Origin of the sequence: uncultured Microbacterium sp., assembly GCF_913776565.1 — a bacterium.
Taxonomy (GTDB): domain Bacteria; phylum Actinomycetota; class Actinomycetes; order Actinomycetales; family Microbacteriaceae; genus Microbacterium.
On record NZ_CAJYPF010000022.1, the window covers coordinates 1 to 17,522 of the forward strand.

13 protein-coding genes are annotated in these 17,522 nt (G+C 72.0%); 4 read left to right on the forward strand and 9 right to left on the reverse strand.

What is annotated here, in order from left to right; all coding sequences use genetic code 11:
• On the forward strand, window positions 1–2,638 hold a 2,638-nt coding region (locus QZ433_RS01435), incomplete at its 5' end, for a molybdopterin cofactor-binding domain-containing protein (protein WP_295779668.1).
• Between the two features lie 3 nt (window positions 2,639–2,641).
• Here the strand turns inward: QZ433_RS01435 and QZ433_RS01440 are convergent.
• The gene (locus QZ433_RS01440; protein ID WP_295779669.1) at window positions 2,642–3,511 is read right to left on the reverse strand and encodes an AraC family transcriptional regulator; all 870 of its coding nucleotides are present in this window, start codon (window positions 3,509–3,511) and stop codon (window positions 2,642–2,644) included.
• Between the two features lie 358 nt (window positions 3,512–3,869).
• Here QZ433_RS01440 and QZ433_RS01445 point away from each other — a divergent pair, with 358 nt between their 5' ends.
• The 3 genes from QZ433_RS01445 (at window position 3,870) to QZ433_RS01455 (ending at window position 7,751) form a co-directional block, all read left to right on the forward strand.
• Window positions 3,870–4,922 (forward strand): hypothetical protein, encoded by a 1,053-nt coding sequence (locus QZ433_RS01445; RefSeq protein WP_295779670.1) that lies wholly within the window; start codon window positions 3,870–3,872, stop codon window positions 4,920–4,922.
• Between the two features lie 166 nt (window positions 4,923–5,088).
• The gene (locus tag QZ433_RS01450) at window positions 5,089–6,408 is read left to right on the forward strand and encodes a hypothetical protein (protein ID WP_295779671.1); all 1,320 of its coding nucleotides are present in this window, start codon (window positions 5,089–5,091) and stop codon (window positions 6,406–6,408) included.
• Window positions 6,409–6,410: 2 nt separating this feature from the next.
• Complete coding sequence (locus QZ433_RS01455) at window positions 6,411–7,751, forward strand: hypothetical protein (RefSeq protein WP_295779672.1); 1,341 nt, start codon at window positions 6,411–6,413, stop codon at window positions 7,749–7,751.
• 90 nt (window positions 7,752–7,841) lie between these two features.
• On the opposite strand, the gene QZ433_RS01460 is transcribed toward QZ433_RS01455, so the two are convergent.
• The 8 genes from QZ433_RS01460 to QZ433_RS01495 form a co-directional block, all read right to left on the reverse strand.
• Entirely contained in the window at window positions 7,842–8,699 is an 858-nt protein-coding gene (locus tag QZ433_RS01460; protein WP_295779673.1) for a PhzF family phenazine biosynthesis isomerase, read from the reverse strand.
• Between the two features lie 164 nt (window positions 8,700–8,863).
• Window positions 8,864–10,141, reverse strand: a complete 1,278-nt coding sequence (locus QZ433_RS01465) for an allantoate amidohydrolase (protein WP_295779674.1) — start codon at window positions 10,139–10,141, stop codon at window positions 8,864–8,866.
• Window positions 10,138–11,367: an alanine--glyoxylate aminotransferase family protein gene (locus tag QZ433_RS01470; protein ID WP_295779675.1), complete on the reverse strand. Its 1,230-nt coding sequence runs from the start codon at window positions 11,365–11,367 to the stop codon at window positions 10,138–10,140. The genes QZ433_RS01465 and QZ433_RS01470 overlap by 4 nt, the downstream gene beginning before the upstream one ends.
• A gap of 340 nt (window positions 11,368–11,707) precedes the next feature.
• Window positions 11,708–13,327: an AtzH-like domain-containing protein gene (locus QZ433_RS01475; protein ID WP_295779676.1), complete on the reverse strand. Its 1,620-nt coding sequence runs from the start codon at window positions 13,325–13,327 to the stop codon at window positions 11,708–11,710.
• Between the two features lie 184 nt (window positions 13,328–13,511).
• On the reverse strand, window positions 13,512–14,627 hold the full coding sequence (locus tag QZ433_RS01480) for an acetamidase/formamidase family protein (protein ID WP_295779680.1): 1,116 nt from the start codon (window positions 14,625–14,627) through the stop codon (window positions 13,512–13,514).
• Window positions 14,628–14,740: 113 nt separating this feature from the next.
• Window positions 14,741–16,075: an allantoinase AllB gene (gene allB / locus QZ433_RS01485; RefSeq protein WP_295779677.1), complete on the reverse strand. Its 1,335-nt coding sequence runs from the start codon at window positions 16,073–16,075 to the stop codon at window positions 14,741–14,743.
• A 51-nt stretch (window positions 16,076–16,126) separates the two neighbouring features.
• Window positions 16,127–16,849, reverse strand: coding sequence for an aspartate/glutamate racemase family protein (locus QZ433_RS01490; RefSeq protein ID WP_295779678.1), 723 nt, complete (start codon window positions 16,847–16,849; stop codon window positions 16,127–16,129).
• Window positions 16,846–17,522, reverse strand: a 677-nt coding sequence (locus tag QZ433_RS01495; RefSeq protein ID WP_295779679.1) for a cytosine permease, incomplete at its 5' end; no start/stop codon positions are given. The genes QZ433_RS01495 and QZ433_RS01490, both read right to left, overlap by 4 nt.

The following is a 17,522-nucleotide window of genomic DNA, read 5'->3' on the forward strand; positions in this document are numbered from 1 at the left end:
GTTCCAGTGCGGCTTCTGCTCCCCGGGGATGAGCGTCACGGCATCCACCCTGGGCGCCGACGACCTCGACGACCTCGACCGCCGCATGAAGGGCAACCTGTGCCGCTGCACCGGGTACCGCCCGATCCGCGAGGCCATCCGGGCCTCCGTGCTGGGCCCCGTCCGCGAGACCGGGAGCGGGGCGGATGCCGCAGGGGCGGGCGCCGACGCCTGTGGCGCGGGTTGCGGCGGCCATGCCGGCGCCCCTGTCGCGGCCGGATCCGCCCCCGCGGCGCTCACGACTCCTGCAGAACCGCGCGGTCCGCTGCCCTCCGCCCCCGAGCAGCCCGATCTGCAGGAGTCGTGCACGCCCGCGACCACCGCGCGCGTCGGCGCCTCGGTCATCCCCGAGGCCGCGCGTCGCCTCGTGCAGGGGCGCGAACCGTTCACGCTCGACGAGCCGGTCCCCGGCGGGCCGCCGCTCGTGCTGCGGGTCGTGGCCTCGCCGCACGCCCACGCGCGCGTCCGCGCGATCGACACGTCCGCGGCGCTCGCGGTGCCCGGCGTGGTCGCCGTGTTCACCCACGCCGACGTGCCCGAGGTGCGCTACTCGTCCGGTCGGCACGAGCACCGCACCGACGATCCCGACGACACGCGCATGCTCGACGACGTCGTGCGGCACATCGGGCAGCGCGTGGTCGCGGTCGTGGCCGAGACCGCGGAGGCGGCGGATGCCGGATGCCGCGCGGTCCGCATCGACTACGACGTGCTCCCCGCCGTCTTCGACCCCGAAGAGGCGCGCCGTCCCGGAGCTCCCCTGCTGCACCCCGACCGCACGCCCGCCGAGCGCGTGATGGAAGCCGGACGCAACGTGGTCGCCGGTTTCCACACCGGTCACGGCGGGGACATCGAGGCGGCCCTCGCCGCGAGTCACGCGACGGTGACCGGCGAGTGGCGCTCGTCGCGCGTCACGCACGCGGCCCTCGAGACGCACGCGGCCGTGGGGTGGCTCGACGACGACGGGCGCCTCGTCATCCGCTCGTCGACGCAGGTGCCGTTCCTCGTCCGCGACGAGATCGCGCACATCTTCGACCTCGAACGCGATCGCGTGCGCGTGTTCGCCGCGCGGGTGGGCGGCGGCTTCGGCGGCAAGCAGGAGCTGTTCACCGAAGACCTCACCGCCCTGGCCGTGCTGACGCTCGGCCGCCCGGTGGTCTACGAGTTCTCGCGCACCGATCAGTTCGTCCGCGCCTCGCTGCGGCATCCGATGCGCGTGCGCACGACCCTGGGGGCGGATGCCACGGGCTCGCTCACCGCGATGAAGATCGACGTGCTGAGCGACACCGGCGCCTACGGCAACCACGCGATCGGCGTGCTGTTCCACTCGTGCGCCGAGTCGACGACGCTGTACCGGGTGCCGACGAAGTGGATCGACGCCGAGGCGGTGTACACGAACAACCCGCCGTCGGGGGCGTTCCGCGGATACGGGCTCGGGCAGGTCGTGTTCGCGGTCGAGTCGGCGATGGACGCGCTCGCGCAAAAGCTCGACATCGATCCCTTCGACCTGCGACGCATCAACGCCGTGCGCGAGGGCGACCCCCTGCACCCCGACGAGGACGAGAAGTACGAGGAGGATCTGATCTGGGGCAGCTACGGCCTCGACCAGTGCCTCGACCTCGCGCAGGACGCCCTGCGACGCGGCAACGGCGTCGAGGCTCCCGACGGGTGGCTCGTCGGCGAGGGGATGGCGGCAGCGATGATCGCGACGATGGCTCCGCGCGGCCACATCGCCCACACCACCGCCACACTGCGGCCCGACGGCACCTACCTGCTGCGGGTGGGGACGGCCGAGTTCGGCAACGGCACCTCGACCGTGCACCGCCAGATCGCCGCGACCGTGCTCGACGCGGCGCCCGAGCGCCTCGAGCTGTGGGCCGCCGACACCGACGCGGTCCGTCACGACACGGGTGCCTTCGCCTCGGCGGGGACGGTCGTGGCCGGCAAGGCGCTGCACGCCGCGTGCGTGGCGCTGCGGCGACGCACGATCGAGATCGCCGCCGACCTCGCCCGCGGGGATGCCACGACCGCCGAGTTGTCGGCATCCGGTGTCGTCATCGGCGACGTGCTCGTCGCGTGGGAGCGCATCGTGGCCGCGGCCCCCGCATCGCTGCGCGACGAGAACGGCCTGACGGCCGACGGAGCCGAGTTCGGCGACCTGCGCTCGCTCGCCTTCAACGTGCACGCGGTGCGAGTGGCGGTGGATGCCGAGACGGGGACCGTGAAGGTCTTGCAGTCGATCCAGTCCGCGGACGCCGGAGTGGTGATCAACCCCGCGCAGTGCCGCGGTCAGATCGAGGGCGGGGCCGCGCAGGCGCTGGGCGGCGCGCTGTACGAGGAGGTGCTCGTCGAGGAGGGCGTGGTGCAGAACCCGGTGTTCCGGACGTACCGGGTGCCGCAGTTCGCCGACGTCCCCGACACCGAGGTGTTCTTCGCCGACACCGACGACTCCCTCGGGCCCTTCGGAGCAAAGTCGATGAGCGAGTCGCCGTACAACCCCGTGGGTGCTGCGATCGGCAACGCCGTCTCGCGCGCCCTCGGTCGCCGCGGCTACGTCCTGCCGTTCTCGCGCGATCGGGTGTGGCGCCTGGCCCAGGGGTGACGCTCACAACGCCTCGACCTCCTCGCGGTACGCGCGTCGGGCGTGGGCCAGGGCGCGCGCCGATGGGAATCCCGATCGCGCGGCCGCCTCGCTCAGGCTCGCACCGGCCGCGAGCAGGCCCTGCGCCACCTCCCACCGACGTGCGCGCAGCGCGTCGCGCGGGGTGGTCGCGCGTCGGGCGAAGACGCGGGCGAGGTACTGCCGCGAGATGCCGACGACGGTGGCGAGTTCCTCGACCGAGAAGTCGGGGTGCGTCGCCCGCTCGTGGATGACCGCCATCGCCGAGGCGTAGGTGGTGTCCGAACTGGCGGATGCCGCCTCGTCCCCCTCTCTTTCGCGACCGGCGATCAGGGCCACGCAGAGGCGTTCGATCGCGTCGCGCAGGGGCCCCCGCGTCTCGGGGTGCAGAGCGCGCTCATTGTTGAAGACCGCGTTCACCGTCGACGCGAGGGCTTTCCACGCCGGACCGTCGTCGGCACCCGGGAGCGGGGTGACGGCACGGACGGGGAGGTGGCGGGATTCGATCTCGATACGACCGGATGCCGCCTCGCACACCGCCCCGGCGAACTCCGGGGCGGGATAGACGAGCGCGCCCCCGGCGCCGGTCGTCGTGGACGTTTGCCCGTCGCGCCAGCTCCATCGGGTCGCCCCCTCGGCCTGCAGGACGAGAGTGAACCCCGTCCTGGGTCGGTCTGCGTCCACCGGGGACAACGACAGGGGCGTGTGCCAGACGCGACGCAGCGTGACGCCCGCCAGGTCGATCTGGTCGAGGAAGAGCACCGGCGCGACGGGGGTCGCCGAGGCCACGGGTTCGGCACGAAGTCCCCGTTCGGCGAACAACCGCCGGAGCTCGTCACCCTCGGCTCGCAGCATGCACTCCCTCTCTCGCCCGGCCCACCTTGCCCGACACCGCGGACGCGGCCGACGCGCCGGAGGCGGCGGGCCCGAGCGCGTTCCGCGGCTCCGCGCCCGTGTGGCGGGCCTGCGCGGACGGGGATCATCGCCACGTTTGGTCCGCCCTATCGACCGCGATCGTCGTCGCTTTCACCCGCCCCGCCCGGGGCCGCCGAGGAAACCACTCCACACCTGCGGCCCGTGGTGACCGCGACCGCCCGACCCTCGCCCGCGCAGCGGATTCGCCCTCACCCGGGCCGCGAGCGCAAACCTGATCGGACTCGCGCGGGATCGCAGGGTCATCCTGCTGTCGTCAGTTCCCAGAAAGGACCACCCCATGTCCGATTCCTACGAAGCCTCCTCACCCGACGCCGGCGGCCGCGGACTGTCGCGGCGTTCGCTCCTCACGGCTGCGGCCCTCGGCCTGCCGGCAGCGGTGGCGTTCGGCACCGCCCTCGGCCCCGCCGCACCGGCGTCCGCGACCACCGCGGGCTCCGCGCAGTTCATCACCCTGACCAACGGCGCGTGGTCCGGTGTCCTCACCTTCTCGAACGTGCCCCCGACCGCGCGGCCGATCGGGGGGTACGGGCTGTTCCTCGACGGCACGACCCTCTGGTACGGCGACACCGTTCACGCGACGGGCGTCACCTCGGCGCGCGGCAACCGCAACGACGTCTGGGATTTCTTCAGCTACGTGCAGAACGGGGTCGCCACGAGCGTCCGAGGCTCCAACGGCACCGTCTCCGACATCAAGACCTGGCCGCAGGTGCCCGCCACGGCCGTGCCGGTGGGGGCATTCGGCGCCTTCCTCGACAACGGCGACCTCTGGTACTTCGGCTCGATCGTGGCGACGGGCGTCACCCAGGCGACCGGGTTGAGCGGCGCAGTCGGAAAGGCCGCCCCCGGCGCGTGGACCGATTGGATCGGCTTCTTCGACAACGCGGCCAGGACGTTCAAGGGCGTCAACGGCACGCCGGCCCAGTGGAAGGGCTGGTTCAACGTGCCGGCCTCGGCGCAGATCACGCGCATGCCCGGCCAGTGGCTCGACGGCAACGGCGACCTGTGGTTCGGCAATCTGCGTCGCGCCTACAACGTCCTCAGCGCGTCGGGGACGCTCACCGACGATCCCAATTGGGCCATCGGCAGCTACGTGGCCAACGGCAAGGCCTATAAGGACGCCACGTCCTACATGGTTCGCGGCGACCTCGCGAACAACCCCGCTCTCTTCCCCAGCGTCCCCAAGACCGCCCGTCCGATCGGCGCGCTCGGCGTCTTCCTCGACGGGACGAACCTCTGGAGTCGCCGGTCCATCATCGCGACCAATGTCGTCGCGGCGGTAGGCGACAGCATCCTGTCGACCGATCACATCTCGCTCGTCACGAGCGCCTGACACGGATGTGTGCGTGCCGTCAGGCACGCACACATTCCCTCACCTCACCCGTGACCTCACCCAGATGTCAATGCGTGAACACCCGATTCCGGCCCGCCAACCGATCGTCGTCGCCTCGGCCGCCGGCTGGGATGCTGTGGCGGCCAGCATAGAAAGGGCCCGCCCCATGTCGGATCTCTCCGCTCCCGAAGACAGCTCCCCCCCGCTCCCCTCCCGCCGCACCCTCATCGCCGGAGCGGCGTGGTCCGTCCCGGCGATCGTCGCGATGAGCGTCTCGCCGGCATCCGCGAAGTCCAACCAGACCGTGCTGGCGTTCGACAAGGCGTCCTACGCCGGCACGACGTGCTCGACCATCACCGGCGCCACGGTCACGGCGACGCTCAACGGCACGCCCCAGATCGGCGTCAACGTCACCGTCTCACTGACCGGCGGTTTCACCTTCTCGGGCGGGGCGACCAGCAGCACGGGCCAGACCGACGGCAACGGCGTGTACGCCGTCCCCTCCATCACCGTTCCGAATCAGCCCACGTCGAGCACGGCGACCGCGACCGCCTCGGGCGCGAACCCGTCGTCCTCGACTCTCGAGGCCAAGGGCACCTTCGCGCACTTCTTGACCATCAGGAACATCTCCGTCGAGAGCGACATGGTCTTCGACCGCATCCCGAGTACCGCCGTACCGGTCGGCGGCTACGGCGTCTTCCTCGACGGAACCACGCTGTGGTACGGCAATGCCGTCTTCGCCACCGGCGTCCGAGACGCCCGCGGCAATCGCAACGACACGACCGACTTCTTCAGCTACATAGAGAACGGTGTCGCCAAGAGCGCCTACGGGTCCAACGGCTCCGTGACCGCCATCCGCACCTGGAACAACGTTCCCGGCAGCGCGACACCCGTCGGGGGTTTCGGTACCTTCCTCGACAATCGGAACCTCTGGTACTTCGACACGATCGTCGCCTCCGGTGTCAGGGACGCGATGGCGCTCAGCGGGGGAATGAACGGGCCGGCCCAGGGACAGTGGACGGACTACGTCGGATTCTTCAACAACGCTGCCCGTTCGTTCAAGGGCGTCAACGGCACACCGGCGGATTGGCAGGGATTCTTCAACGTCCCCTCCTCCGCCGCCGTCACGCGCATGCCCAACCTGTGGCTGAACTCCAACGGGGACCTCTGGTACGGCGACTTGCGTCGAACCACCCGCGTCACTGCCGCGTCGGGAGCACTGCGATCGAACGCCGACGACGGCACGATCGTGTGGGCGGCTCCGCCTCCGGGGGCCATGGATGTCTCCGGCTACGTCGCCAACAACTTCCGGACCTTCCCCTCCACTCCGGCGAGCGCCACGCCGGTGGGCGGCGAGGGTGTCTTCCTGGCCGGTAACGACCTCTGGGTCAACAACCGCAAGGTCCTGTCGAACATCGCGCACGCCGTCTCCGACGGCGGCCCGAACGGCTACATCCACATCACCTACAGCACGAACGGCTGCTGAGCATGCCCGATTCCTCCTCCACGGATCGCACCCCGTCGCTCCCGTCGCGCCGCACCGTCTTGGCCGGTGCCGCCTGGAGCGTCCCCGCCATCGTCGCCGTCACCGCCACACCGGCCTCCGCCAACTCCGGCGGGGGCACGATCTCGCTCGCCTTCGACCGCGCGTCGTACACCGGCGACCCGTGCGCGACCATCGATGGAGCAGTGGTCACGGCGACCCAGAACAACGCGGCAGCGATGGGTGTCGCCGTCACCGTGGGCCTGTCCGGCGTCTATACGTTCGAGGGGGGTGCCACCAGTTACACCGCGACCACCGGATCGAACGGCACGATCGCCCTCCCACGGATCGTTGTGCCGAACAACGCGGGCACGGCGACGGCGACGGCGACGGCCGCCAATGCCACCTCGCAATCGGCGGGATTGAGCACCACCAGCAATTACGGTCACTTCCTCGTGGGAGACACCACGTCGATCACCTCGTCCGTGAGCTTCGCGGTGCCGTCCTCGGCGAAAGCCCTCGACGGATACGGCCTGTTCTTCGACTCCTCGACCAACCGTCTCTTCTACGGCGGCGCCGTCGTCGCGACGGGCGTGACCTCGGCGAACGGCAGTCGCATCAACGGCGCCGACTACTTCAGCTACATGGCTGGCGGCGTCGCCACGAGCTGCGTCGGGTCGAACGGCACCGTTCAATCCACCCAGACGTGGAGTCAAGTGCCAGCGACCGCGACCGTCGGCGGCGCCTACGCCAGCTTCGTCGACAACGGCGATCTCTGGTACTGGAACGCGATCATCAAGAGCGGCGTGTCCAAGGTCACCGGGCGCAGCGGCACCCCCATCGCCAACAGTGGCGGCCAGTGGTACGACTTCATCGGGTATCGCACGAGTCAGGGCACCTGGATGGCGTGGGGTCAGGCCGGAAACGTCACGCGCACCGAGGGCCCCGGACAGGCCGTCCCCGTGGCAGCCGTACCCACGACGCATCCGCTGCTCTTCCAAAACGGCTCGGATCAGTGGTGGCGAAACCGGCGGTTGGTGAACGCGCTGCGCTCCGAGGGCTGCTTCACCGAGGTCAAACTCACCGAGTACCTCAGCTCGGTGTACAACGGTGTGGCGCAGACAGAGAAGCGCGTCGACAACGGCAACGGCAACAGCGGGCCCGGTGGGACGACGACCTACCCGAACATCCCCGCGAGCGCCACGGCCGTCGGCCCGGCCGGCGTCTTCCTCGACAACGGCAATCTCTGGTACATCGACAAGATCGTCGCCACCCAGGTCGCATCGGCCGCGGGCAGTTCCCTGGCGGACGGGAGCGCGCACGTGAGCATCGTCCTCAACTGCTGACCCGACGAGCGCGCCACGTCGTCCAAGGCCCCGGCACGGTCCCTCGGCGTCCGCCGAGACCGCGCCCTCGAGGTGTCGGACCCGACGGGCTCAGAGGGGCACGGCCGTTCCCCGCACGGTGATGCCACCGCCGGCGGGCACCTCGACCTCGAGCACACTCGGTCGACTGACGTGACGGCCTTGACGCACCGTGAACGCGAAGGGGGCCGGCATCCCGAGCCGATCCCGCAGATAGGCGCCGAGAGAGGCCGCGGCCGAGCCCGTCGCGGGATCTTCGGTGATGTCGCCGACGGGGAAGAGGTTGCGCGCCTCGACCACGACCCCATCGGCGAGGTCGCCGTCGACATGGAGGACGATGACCGTACCCCTCCAGCCCTGCTCGTCCATCAGGACGCGCAGCAGCGGCGGATCGAACGAGAACGCGTCGAACCTCTCGCTCGAGGCCACCGCCACCACCGGGTGCAGATTGCCCGCGAACGCCTGGGCGAGCGGCATCCGCGGGTCGAGATCGGCGCGGCTCAGCCCCAGAAGGGTGAGCAGTCGGTCGGCGACCTCGGGCGCCAGGTCCGACGTGTACGGCTCGACGCTGGTGAAGCCCGCGGACAGGCGGCCGGTCGCGTCTCTCGACGTGTCGACCTCGACCACGCCCGCGGCGGTGTCGAAGACGAAGGCGCCCTCACCCTCGGCCTCGGCGAGCGCCACGGCGGTCGCGATGGTCGCGTGTCCGCAGAACGGAACCTCCGCGCCGGGCGAGAAGTACCGCACGGCAAGCCGGCGACCGGCGCGCTCCCCCACGAACGCCGACTCCGGATGCCCCACCTCGGCCGCGATGCGTTGCATGTGCGCCGCGGTGAGGGAGGTGGCATCCAGGACGACCCCCGCCGGATTGCCCCCGCCGGGCTGGGCCGCGAACGCCGAGAACTGCAGGATGTCGGGGGAATCGGTCATGCGGCCATTCTCGCGCGGATGCCGCGAGAGAGCCCGCGAGGGGCGGACGCCGACCCCGCGGGACGACGTCACCGGGGCGACGTCACCGGGGCGCGGACCCGGGACGACGTCACCGGGGCGCGGACCCGAGAGGCGGACCCCGGGACGCGCACCCCGGGACGACGTCAGCGGGGCTCGGCCGCCAGATGCAGCACCGACTCGGCGAGGGCGCGGATGCCGGCCGCGACGTCTGCGCCCCTCACCGATTCCGCGGGGTGGTGACTGATCCCCTCGGCGTTGCGGAGGAAGAGCATGCCGACTCCGGTGATCGCCCCGATCGCCATCGCGTCGTGGCCGGCCCGGCTGAACAGTGTCGGAGCCTCGGCGCCGATCCCGGCGCGCACGACGTCCTGCAGCAGGGGCGCGCAGAAGACCGCGGGAGCGCTGTGCACCTCACGGGAACGCCACCGCAGCCCCCGGCGGCCCATGATGGCATCCAGCTCGGCGGCGATCGCCGTCCAGGTGTGGTCGCGGGTGTCGTCGAACTCGCCCCGCAGGTCGAGCGAGAAGTGCGCCTCGCCCGGCACGACGTTCACCGCGCCGGGGAACGCCTCGAGCTGGCCCACCGTGCCGATGACATGGTGCTCGCCGCGACAGATCCGCTCGACCGCCAGTGCCGCCTCGCTCGCTCCCAGCAGCGCATCGCGGCGCATGTCGTACGGTGTTCCGCCCGCGTGCCGGGCCTCTCCCTCGACGATCAGCTGAAAACGCCGCGCCGAGGCGATCGACGACACCGCGGCCAGCGCCTGACCCGCGCGATCGAGTTCCGGACCCTGCTCGATGTGCGCCTCGAGATACGCGACGAGCTCGTCGGGGCGGCGCGCGGCCTCACCCACGCGACCGGGGTCGAGCCCGAACTCGCGGAAGGCCTGACGCAGGGTGGAGCCGTCGGCATCCACCAGATCCCACCACGATTCGTCCCACTGACCGGCCACGGCCGATGAGCCCAGCAGCGCCTTGCCGAAACGCGTGCCCTCTTCGTCGCTGAACGCGATCACCTCGAGGGCGAACGGGAACGGACTGGACACGGTGCCCTCGGGGTCGACGCGACGCACCAGCCGGACGACCTCGAGCGCCATGAGCACGCCCACGATCCCGTCGTACCGGCCCGCGTCGGGGACCGTGTCGAGGTGCGATCCCATCAGCAGGGCGGGCGCGTCGGGAATGCCGGCGGGGGCCAGGCGACCCACCTGATTGCCGGCCGCGTCCTGCCGCGTGGTCATGCCCAGCTCGCGCATCCATTCGGCGGCGAGGCGGTTGACCCTGGCGTGCTCGGGCGAGAGGTACACGCGCTCGATCCCGCCCGTCATCGACGAGACGCGCGCGAGCTCCTCGCACCGGCCCATCACGCGTCGCGCCGCCGACGCGATGCGCTCGGGCGCAGCCTGCAGACGCGTCGTCATCCGGCGGCCCCGTAGACCCCCTGCGCCGCCTCGACGCCCCCGCCGGCCGGCACCGCCGCACCATGACGACGCAGCACCGCCTCGAGAGCGGCGAGCGTCGTGAGCACCGCGTCGGTGCGCGCGTTGTACCCCATCGTGCCGATGCGCCACACCCGGCCGTGCAACGGCCCGAACGAGGTGCCGATCTCGATCCCGAAGTCGCTCAACAGCTCCGCTCGGACCGCGTCGCCGACCACGCCGTCCGGGATCTCGACGGCCACGACATTCGTCATCTTGTGCGCGACGTCGCCGAACACCGTCAGGCCCAGGCCCTCGACGCCCGCGAGCATTGCGTCGCCGTGCAGGCGGTGGCGGTGGATGGTGGCATCCCGCCCCTCCAGAAGAAGCACGCGAGCGCACTCCCGCGCGCCGTAGAGCATGGTCGTGGCCTCGGTGTGGTGGTTCAGGCGGCGCGGTCCCCAGTAGTCGAGGATCATCGCCAGGTCGAAATAGTTCGAGCGGATGAAGTCGGATGCCACCGCGTCGCCCTCTTCGCGGATCCCCGCCTCGACGCGGGCGCGCGAGCGCACGACCTCGACGGCCCGGTCCGACAGGCTGATCGGCGCCGAGCCCGACGGGCCGCCCAGACACTTCTGCAGGCCGGCGGTCGCGGCATCCAGTCCCCACGCGTCCATCTCGAAGGGGTTCCCGCCCAGCGACGCGGTGGCGTCGGTGTAGAACAGGGCGCCGTGCGCGCGGCAGATCTCGCCGATCTCGTCGAGCGGCTGCAGCATCGTCGTCGAGGTGTCGCCCTGGACGCAGGCCACGAGGTGCGGTTTCACCCGCTCGATCGCCTCGCGGATCGTCGACACCGGGAAGACCTCGCCCCAGGGCACCTCGATCGTGTGCACCTCGGCGAGCGCGCGCTCGGCGATCTCGGCGAGCAGGTGCCCGAAGCGGCCGAACACCGGCACGAGCACGCGGTCGCCCGGACGGATCAGCGACACCATCGCCGCTTCGATCCCCGCGCGACTCGTGCCGTCGATGAGCAGCGTCGCCTCGTTGGTGGTGCCCCAGACCTCGCGATAGAGGGCTTGGGTCTCGGTCATCGTCGCCGTCATGAACGGGTCGTATTGGCCCACGAGTGGGGCCCCCATCGCGCGCAGCACGCTCGGGTACGCCGAGATGGGGCCCGGGCCCATGAGCAGGCGGGCGGGCGGGTCGATCGGGCCGGGAAGGTGGGTCATCGGGACTCCGTGGTGCGGGGGTGGTGGGACTTCGGGCGGGTGCGGCCGGTGGATCGCGGTGCGGGCGAGCGGGCGAGCGAAACTCCTGAAATATCGGCCGCGAATGCCGCGAGAACCGGTGCCGAAGCGAGATCGTGCCCGATTCTCGGGAGTTTCGCCCGCGTCGACCCGCCGCCGTCGGGCGTGGACGCGCGCCGGGAGGCGTGGAGCGGCCACGCGGCGGGAGCGGGCGAAACTCCGGAGAAACCGACGGCGGATGCCACGCCGGCACCGGCCGCCGACCGCTCGGGGCAGAATGTCAGGAGTTTCGCACGGCGGCCGGCCGACGCCGCGACGCGGATCATCGGCCGCCCCCCGCCCCGACCAGCGCGGCCAACCGCCGCGCGAGGCGGACCAGCGCGATGTCGGTGCCGGCGGGGGACACCAGGCACACGCCCACGGGCGCACACCCGACCGTCAGCAGCGGCACCGAGATCGCGGGAAGCCCCGCCGCCGCGGCGGGGGCGGTCATACGCAGGGTCGCGGAGCGGACGGCATCCACGTCCGCGGTGCGCAGCGGTGCGGGACCGGGAACCGTCGGAAAGATCAGCACGGCGTCGTGGACGAGCTCGGCCAGGTGCGCGGCGATGGGCTCGAGGTCGCGGCGGGCGGCGGCTTCGTCGGCGGCGGTGATCCGCGATGCGGCGGCGAAGCGCTCCGCGACCGCGGCGCCCACGGCTCCGGGATGCGCGCGCAGCCACTCGCCGTCGTTGCGCCATGCCTCGGCCCCCTGCACCGTGCGGAACGCGGTGATAGTGGCATCCACGTCGACCGCATCGACGGCCCGCAGAGAGGGAGGATCCTCGGATGCCGCAAGCGCGGCGAGCAGGCGCGAGAACACCGCGCGCGTGTCGGAGTCGACGCAGTCGAGGATCTCTTCGGGGACGAGGAAGCGCCACGGGAGGTCGTCGCCGGAGGCTCCGTAGACGTTCTCGGTCGAGGCGGACCCGTCGTAGCTGAGGCACCAGTCGGCCACGCGCTGCAGAGTCTCGCCGTCGCGGGTGAGCCAGCCGACCGTGTCGAACGACTGCGCGAGCGGCAGCATCCCCTGACGCGGGACGAGGTCGTGGGTCGTGCGCAGGCCCCACAGGCCCTGGTACGACGCGGGTACGCGGATGGAGCCCGCGGTGTCGGTCGCGAGGCCGACGTCGGCGTGGCCGAGGGCGACGGCCGCGGCCGGTCCGCTCGACGAGCCTCCGGGCAGCGCCCCGACGACCGCGCCGTTGGGCGGGGTGCCGTAGTGCACGTTGTCGCCCGCGATCGAGTACGCGAACTCATCGGTGCGGGCGATCCCGCGCAGCGACGCCCCGGCGCGCAGCAGGTCCGCGACCGCGGGAGCAGTGACCTTCTCGGGGCGCGCCTCTTCGAGGTAGGTCGGATTGCCGGCGCCGATGCGAAAGCCCGCGATCGCGAAGAGGTCCTTCACCGCGACCGTGAGTCCGGCGAGCGGCCCCTCCCACGCGCCCTGCAGGAACGGGTCGCCGACGCTGCGCCAGATCGACCGGTCGAACGCCGGTGTGCGCGGGGTCACGTGAGCCGAGGTGATGACCCACCGGCCGTCGATGCGCTGCCACACCTGCGTCTGCAGACCGCGGCCTCCACCGGTGAAGACAGAGACCGACATGAGCAGGGCGACATCGCCGTCGACGCTCGCGGCGTCGTCGGCGGCGTCCGGTCGGAACCCGCGCGCCAGCGGACGGTAGTGGACGTCGGCGATCTCACGCGCCGGGACACCGCCGCGCAGGGACCGGAAGCCGCTGATCGCGTCGTGTCCGACGAGCAGTCCGCCCGGATCGCCCCGCAGGGTCTCGGGTCCGGGCGCGAAGAACGCGTCGAGGGCATCGAGGTCGTTCGCGACGATCGCCCGCTCGTACGCCTCGAACGCCGCACGCAGGTCGGCGGGGAGGGTGGCATCCGTCACTGGCGTCCCTTTCTCGGCGCGTCGTCGGACCTCGAGTGTCCACGACATGCGGATGCTCGCGAGATCCCTCCGCGCGTCGTGGACACGGAACCATCGTCCGCCGCGCGACGCGGAACGATGCGGAGGGATGCGCCGAAGGCCTCGGTGGCCTCGGCGCGGGCGAGGGCGGCGGCGAGCGCGGGAGTCACGCGGCACCCCGGTCGCGGTCCAATGGCGTCGGCTCCACCGCCGGCACCGTCGCGAAATCGGCCTCGCGGATGCGCGCGTGCACACCCGAGACGATGTCGACGACCTGTGAGATGTCGAAGTCGGTCGCCGCACTGAGGTAGGCGTAGGCGAGGTGCTCCTCCATCCCCCACCGCCCGTTCATCAGGGCGAGCGCGGAACGCACGCACGCGCGCATCGCGGCGTCGAGGTCGGGGTCCATACCGGTGGGCACGAGGAAGTCGGCGGTGCGCACCAGCGGGCCGGTGACGTCGCCGAACGCGGCATGGGCGGCATCCGCGGGGATCACCTCGAATCGCAGCGTCGCCCGGAGCGACGCCTCGAGCGCGGTGAGCGCCACCTCGCCGTCGCCCTGCGCGAAGTGCGGGTCGCCGACGTACGCCATCGCCCCCTCGACCTGCACCGGGAGGAACAGGGTCGTCCCCTCGACGAGCAGGTTGATGTCGATGTTGCCGCCGTGGGTTCCCGGCGGAACGGAGTGCGGACGCTCGTCGGCGGCGACGGCGACACCCATCGTGCCGAGGAACGGCGCGAGCGGAAAAGCGACGACCGGGGGGCCGTCCGCGGTCACGGGCAGCGTGCCGAACAGTGCACCCGCGCGCTCCTCGACCGCCGCGAAGACGCTGACGTTGTGCCCGGTGCGGGGCAGCTCGCCCGGCAGCGCCCCCTTGCCGTGACGGTTCGAGATGACCCCGTAGGGCACGCGCGGAGCGAGGGTCTCGACGGTGATCTTGAGCAGATCGCCGGGGTGGGCGCCGGCTACGCGGACGGGTCCGACGACGACGTGCGGTCCGTCGGCGAAGGGATCCCGCGAAACGGATGCCGCGATCTCGACCGCGTCGTCGAGCACCTGGTCGGCGGGCACGCCGTGCGCGCCGAAGAACGCGCGGGGGTCCTTGCCCTGGTCATCGAGCACGCCCTCGTGGCTGACCGTGTCGAACGTCACGCTCTCGCCCGACGCGATCTCGAGCACCGCCGTATCGCTCGCGCACGGCAGGCGTCCCCACAGCACGGTCGCCGGGGTGGCGGGGAGGTAGTGGTCGCCGGGGAGGGGGCCGGTGTGCGGCTGGAGGATCGGGAAGGCCGCGGGCGTTGCGGGCGCGCGGTGGCTGAGCCCGTCGACGCCGGCCCCGGGCACGGCGGTCCCGGTCCCGTCGACGGGCTCAGGGACCGCGGTGGCGGCGGCGGTCACGCGGGCACCACCGTGGGGGCGGGGAGGATCTCGCGACCCTCGCGCTCGGTCACGGGGGCACCGCGGCGATACGTCGACACCCCGCGCAGCCAGGTCTCGCGGACGACGCCGACGAGCGTCCTGCCGTGCCACGGCGACACCGGATTGCGGTACTCGAGGCGGGCGGCATCCACGACGAAAGGCTCGTCGGGGGCGAAGGCGACGAGGTGAGCGGGGGCACCGGGCGCGATCACACCGAGGCCGTCGAGGCCCGCGATGCGCGCGGGTCCGGTGGTGAGAAGCGGCAGCAGCGATTCGAAGGCCAGGCCGCGCTCGCGCGCGGTCGTGTGCACGGCCGACAGTCCGGTCTGCAGGCCCGAGATGCCTCCCCATGCGAGGCCGAAGTCGGGGTGGCCCTTGAGCTCGACGGTCGCGGGCGAGTGGTCGCTGACGATCGCGTCGATCGTGCCGTCGATCACCCCGGCCCACAGCAGGTCGCGGTTGTCGCCGCCGCGGATGGGCGGGCAGCACTTGAAGGCACCGGCGCCGTCGGGCACCGCCTCGGCGTCGAGCGTGAGGTAATGCGGGCAGGTCTCGACCGTGAGGCGCACGCCCTCGGCCTTCGCCGCGCGGACGGCGGCGAGCGCCCCTCCGTCCGAGACGTGCACGATGTGCGCGCGTGCCCCGGTGCGCCGAGCCGCGGCGATGACGCGCTCGATCGCGGCGCGCTCGCTCACCGGGGGCCGGCTGCGCTCGAAGTCGCTGTAGCGCGGACCGAGCGCGCCGTCGGCGTGCAGGTGAGCGGGATCTTCGGCGTGGACGATCAGCAGCCCGTCGAACGCGGCCAGCTCGGCCAGGCAGCGCTCGAGCTGATCGGCGTCGAGGTGGCCGAACTCGTCGATCCCGCTCGGCGAGAGGAAGCACTTGAACCCCACGACGCCCGCGTCGGCGAGGGCGCGCAGCGAGCCGAGGTTCTCGGGCACGGCTCCTCCCCAGTAGGCCACGTCGACGGCGAGCTTTCCGCGGGCGGCGGCGCGCTTGGCATCCAGCGCCTCGACCGTCGTGGTCACGGGAAGGCTGTTCAGCGGCATGTCGACGACCGTCGTGATGCCGCCCGCCGCCGCCGCGGCGGTGCCCGTGGCGAAGCCCTCCCACTCGGTGCGCCCGGGCTCGTCGAGATGCACGTGCGAGTCGACCAGACCCGGCAGCAGCACGGCGTCCGCGGGCAGGACGGTATCGGCCGACGCGTCGAAGGCATCGATCCGGGCGATGACGCCGTCGTCGATCACGACGGTGGCGGGGGCGAACGCGCCGTCGAGATAGACGCGTCGGGCGGCGATCCGGGTGGTCATGTCGCTCACGTTAGGCACCCCGCGTTTCACGAATGTAACCGTCATCAACATTCACGCGAACACCTCGGCGGGCCGACGCTGGGGAGGAATGGCGTATTCGTCGCGCTTGCTCGTGCCGAGCCCCATGCGGATCATCCCGGATGCCATGCCCACCGCCGCAGCCACCCCGTCGACGACCGGGACCCCGACGCGCACCGTGAGCTCGGCGCACAGGTCGGCCATCCCCGCGCACCCGAGCACGATCACGTCGGCGCCGCCCGCCGCGGCCTCGGCGCTCAGCGCCGCGATGGTCGTGACGGCCGAGGACGCGGTGTCCTCGAGGTCGAGCACGGGGATGCCGGTCGCCGCGAGCGAGACGCACGCCCGCTCCATGCCGTAGCGCGAGACCAGGTCACGGGCGCGGCCCAGCGTGCGGCTGAGGGTGGTGACGACTCCGAAGTGCCGCCCCGAGACCGCGGCCAGGTGCATCGCGGCCTCGGCGATGCCGATCACCGGAGCGTCGACCAGCTCGCGCGCCGCGTCCAGGCCCGGGTCACCGAAGCAGGCGATGACGTACGCGTCGGCCGGCGACGCGCCGTCGCGATCGGCGGCGACGAGCTCGACCACAGCCGCGGCGGCGGCGACCTCGTCGAGGTGGCTCTCGATCGCCGCAGCGCCGACCACCGGGCAGACCGCGTCGACCTCGACGCCGGACCCCGCCACCCCCCGGGCGGCGTCCGCGATCTTCGCGGTCATCGCCCGGGAGGTGTTGGGGTTGATCAGCAGAATCCTCACGCGAGCGCCTCGCGCGGGCCGGCGGTGCCCCGGCGGGGCGCCGAGGTCGTAGCGCGCTCCGGATCCGCGGCATCCTTCGCCGTCCTCCCCGTCCCCGCGTCGGAGATGGACGCGGGGATTCCGGAGCCCGGCACGGCGCGAGCCGCATCCTCGACCATCACGGCCACCACCGGGACCTCGGCCGAGATGGCCGGGGGCTCGGATGCCGCGGTCGCGGCCGCTCCGTCGACCGCGCCGTCCGAGATGCCCTCGGTCTCGCCGTCGAACGTCGGGACCCGCGGGTCGAGCCGCTCGAAGAGAAGGAAGAGCGCGAGCCCCAGCGCGCAGCCGATGAACCAGCTGTAGTCGCTGATCCACGAGACGTTGAACAGCCCCAGGTCGGCGAACAGCTTCGGGAAGACCGCGATCGCGACCGTCGGCACACCCGCCGCGATGACGGCCTTGACCGCGTTCGGGTTGAAACCGTTGCGGTACCAGTAGGGGCCCGCGGCATCCATCGTGAACATCGCGTCGACCTTCACGCGCTGGCGGGCGGCGAAGTAGTAGCCGGCGATCAGGATGCCGAAGAGCGGGCCGATCAGCGCACCGAGCACGCCGAGCGAGTAGTGGATCGCGTCGCTGTTGGAGTACCAGTTCCACGGCATGAGGAAGGTCGAACCGACCGCGGCGATCA

Excerpts from the sequence above, each read along its gene's own strand:
- QZ433_RS01440 (WP_295779669.1), bottom strand. The coding sequence starts at position 3,511 with ATGCTGCGAGCCGAGGGTGACGAGCTCCGGCGGTTGTTCGCCGAACGG.
- QZ433_RS01445 (WP_295779670.1), top strand. The coding sequence starts at position 3,870 with ATGTCCGATTCCTACGAAGCCTCCTCACCCGACGCCGGCGGCCGCGGA.
- QZ433_RS01450 (WP_295779671.1), top strand. The coding sequence starts at position 5,089 with ATGTCGGATCTCTCCGCTCCCGAAGACAGCTCCCCCCCGCTCCCCTCC.
- QZ433_RS01455 (WP_295779672.1), top strand. The coding sequence starts at position 6,411 with ATGCCCGATTCCTCCTCCACGGATCGCACCCCGTCGCTCCCGTCGCGC.
- QZ433_RS01460 (WP_295779673.1), bottom strand. The coding sequence starts at position 8,699 with ATGACCGATTCCCCCGACATCCTGCAGTTCTCGGCGTTCGCGGCCCAG.
- QZ433_RS01465 (WP_295779674.1), bottom strand. The coding sequence starts at position 10,141 with ATGACGACGCGTCTGCAGGCTGCGCCCGAGCGCATCGCGTCGGCGGCG.
- QZ433_RS01470 (WP_295779675.1), bottom strand. The coding sequence starts at position 11,367 with ATGACCCACCTTCCCGGCCCGATCGACCCGCCCGCCCGCCTGCTCATG.
- allB (WP_295779677.1), bottom strand. The coding sequence starts at position 16,075 with ATGACCACCCGGATCGCCGCCCGACGCGTCTATCTCGACGGCGCGTTC.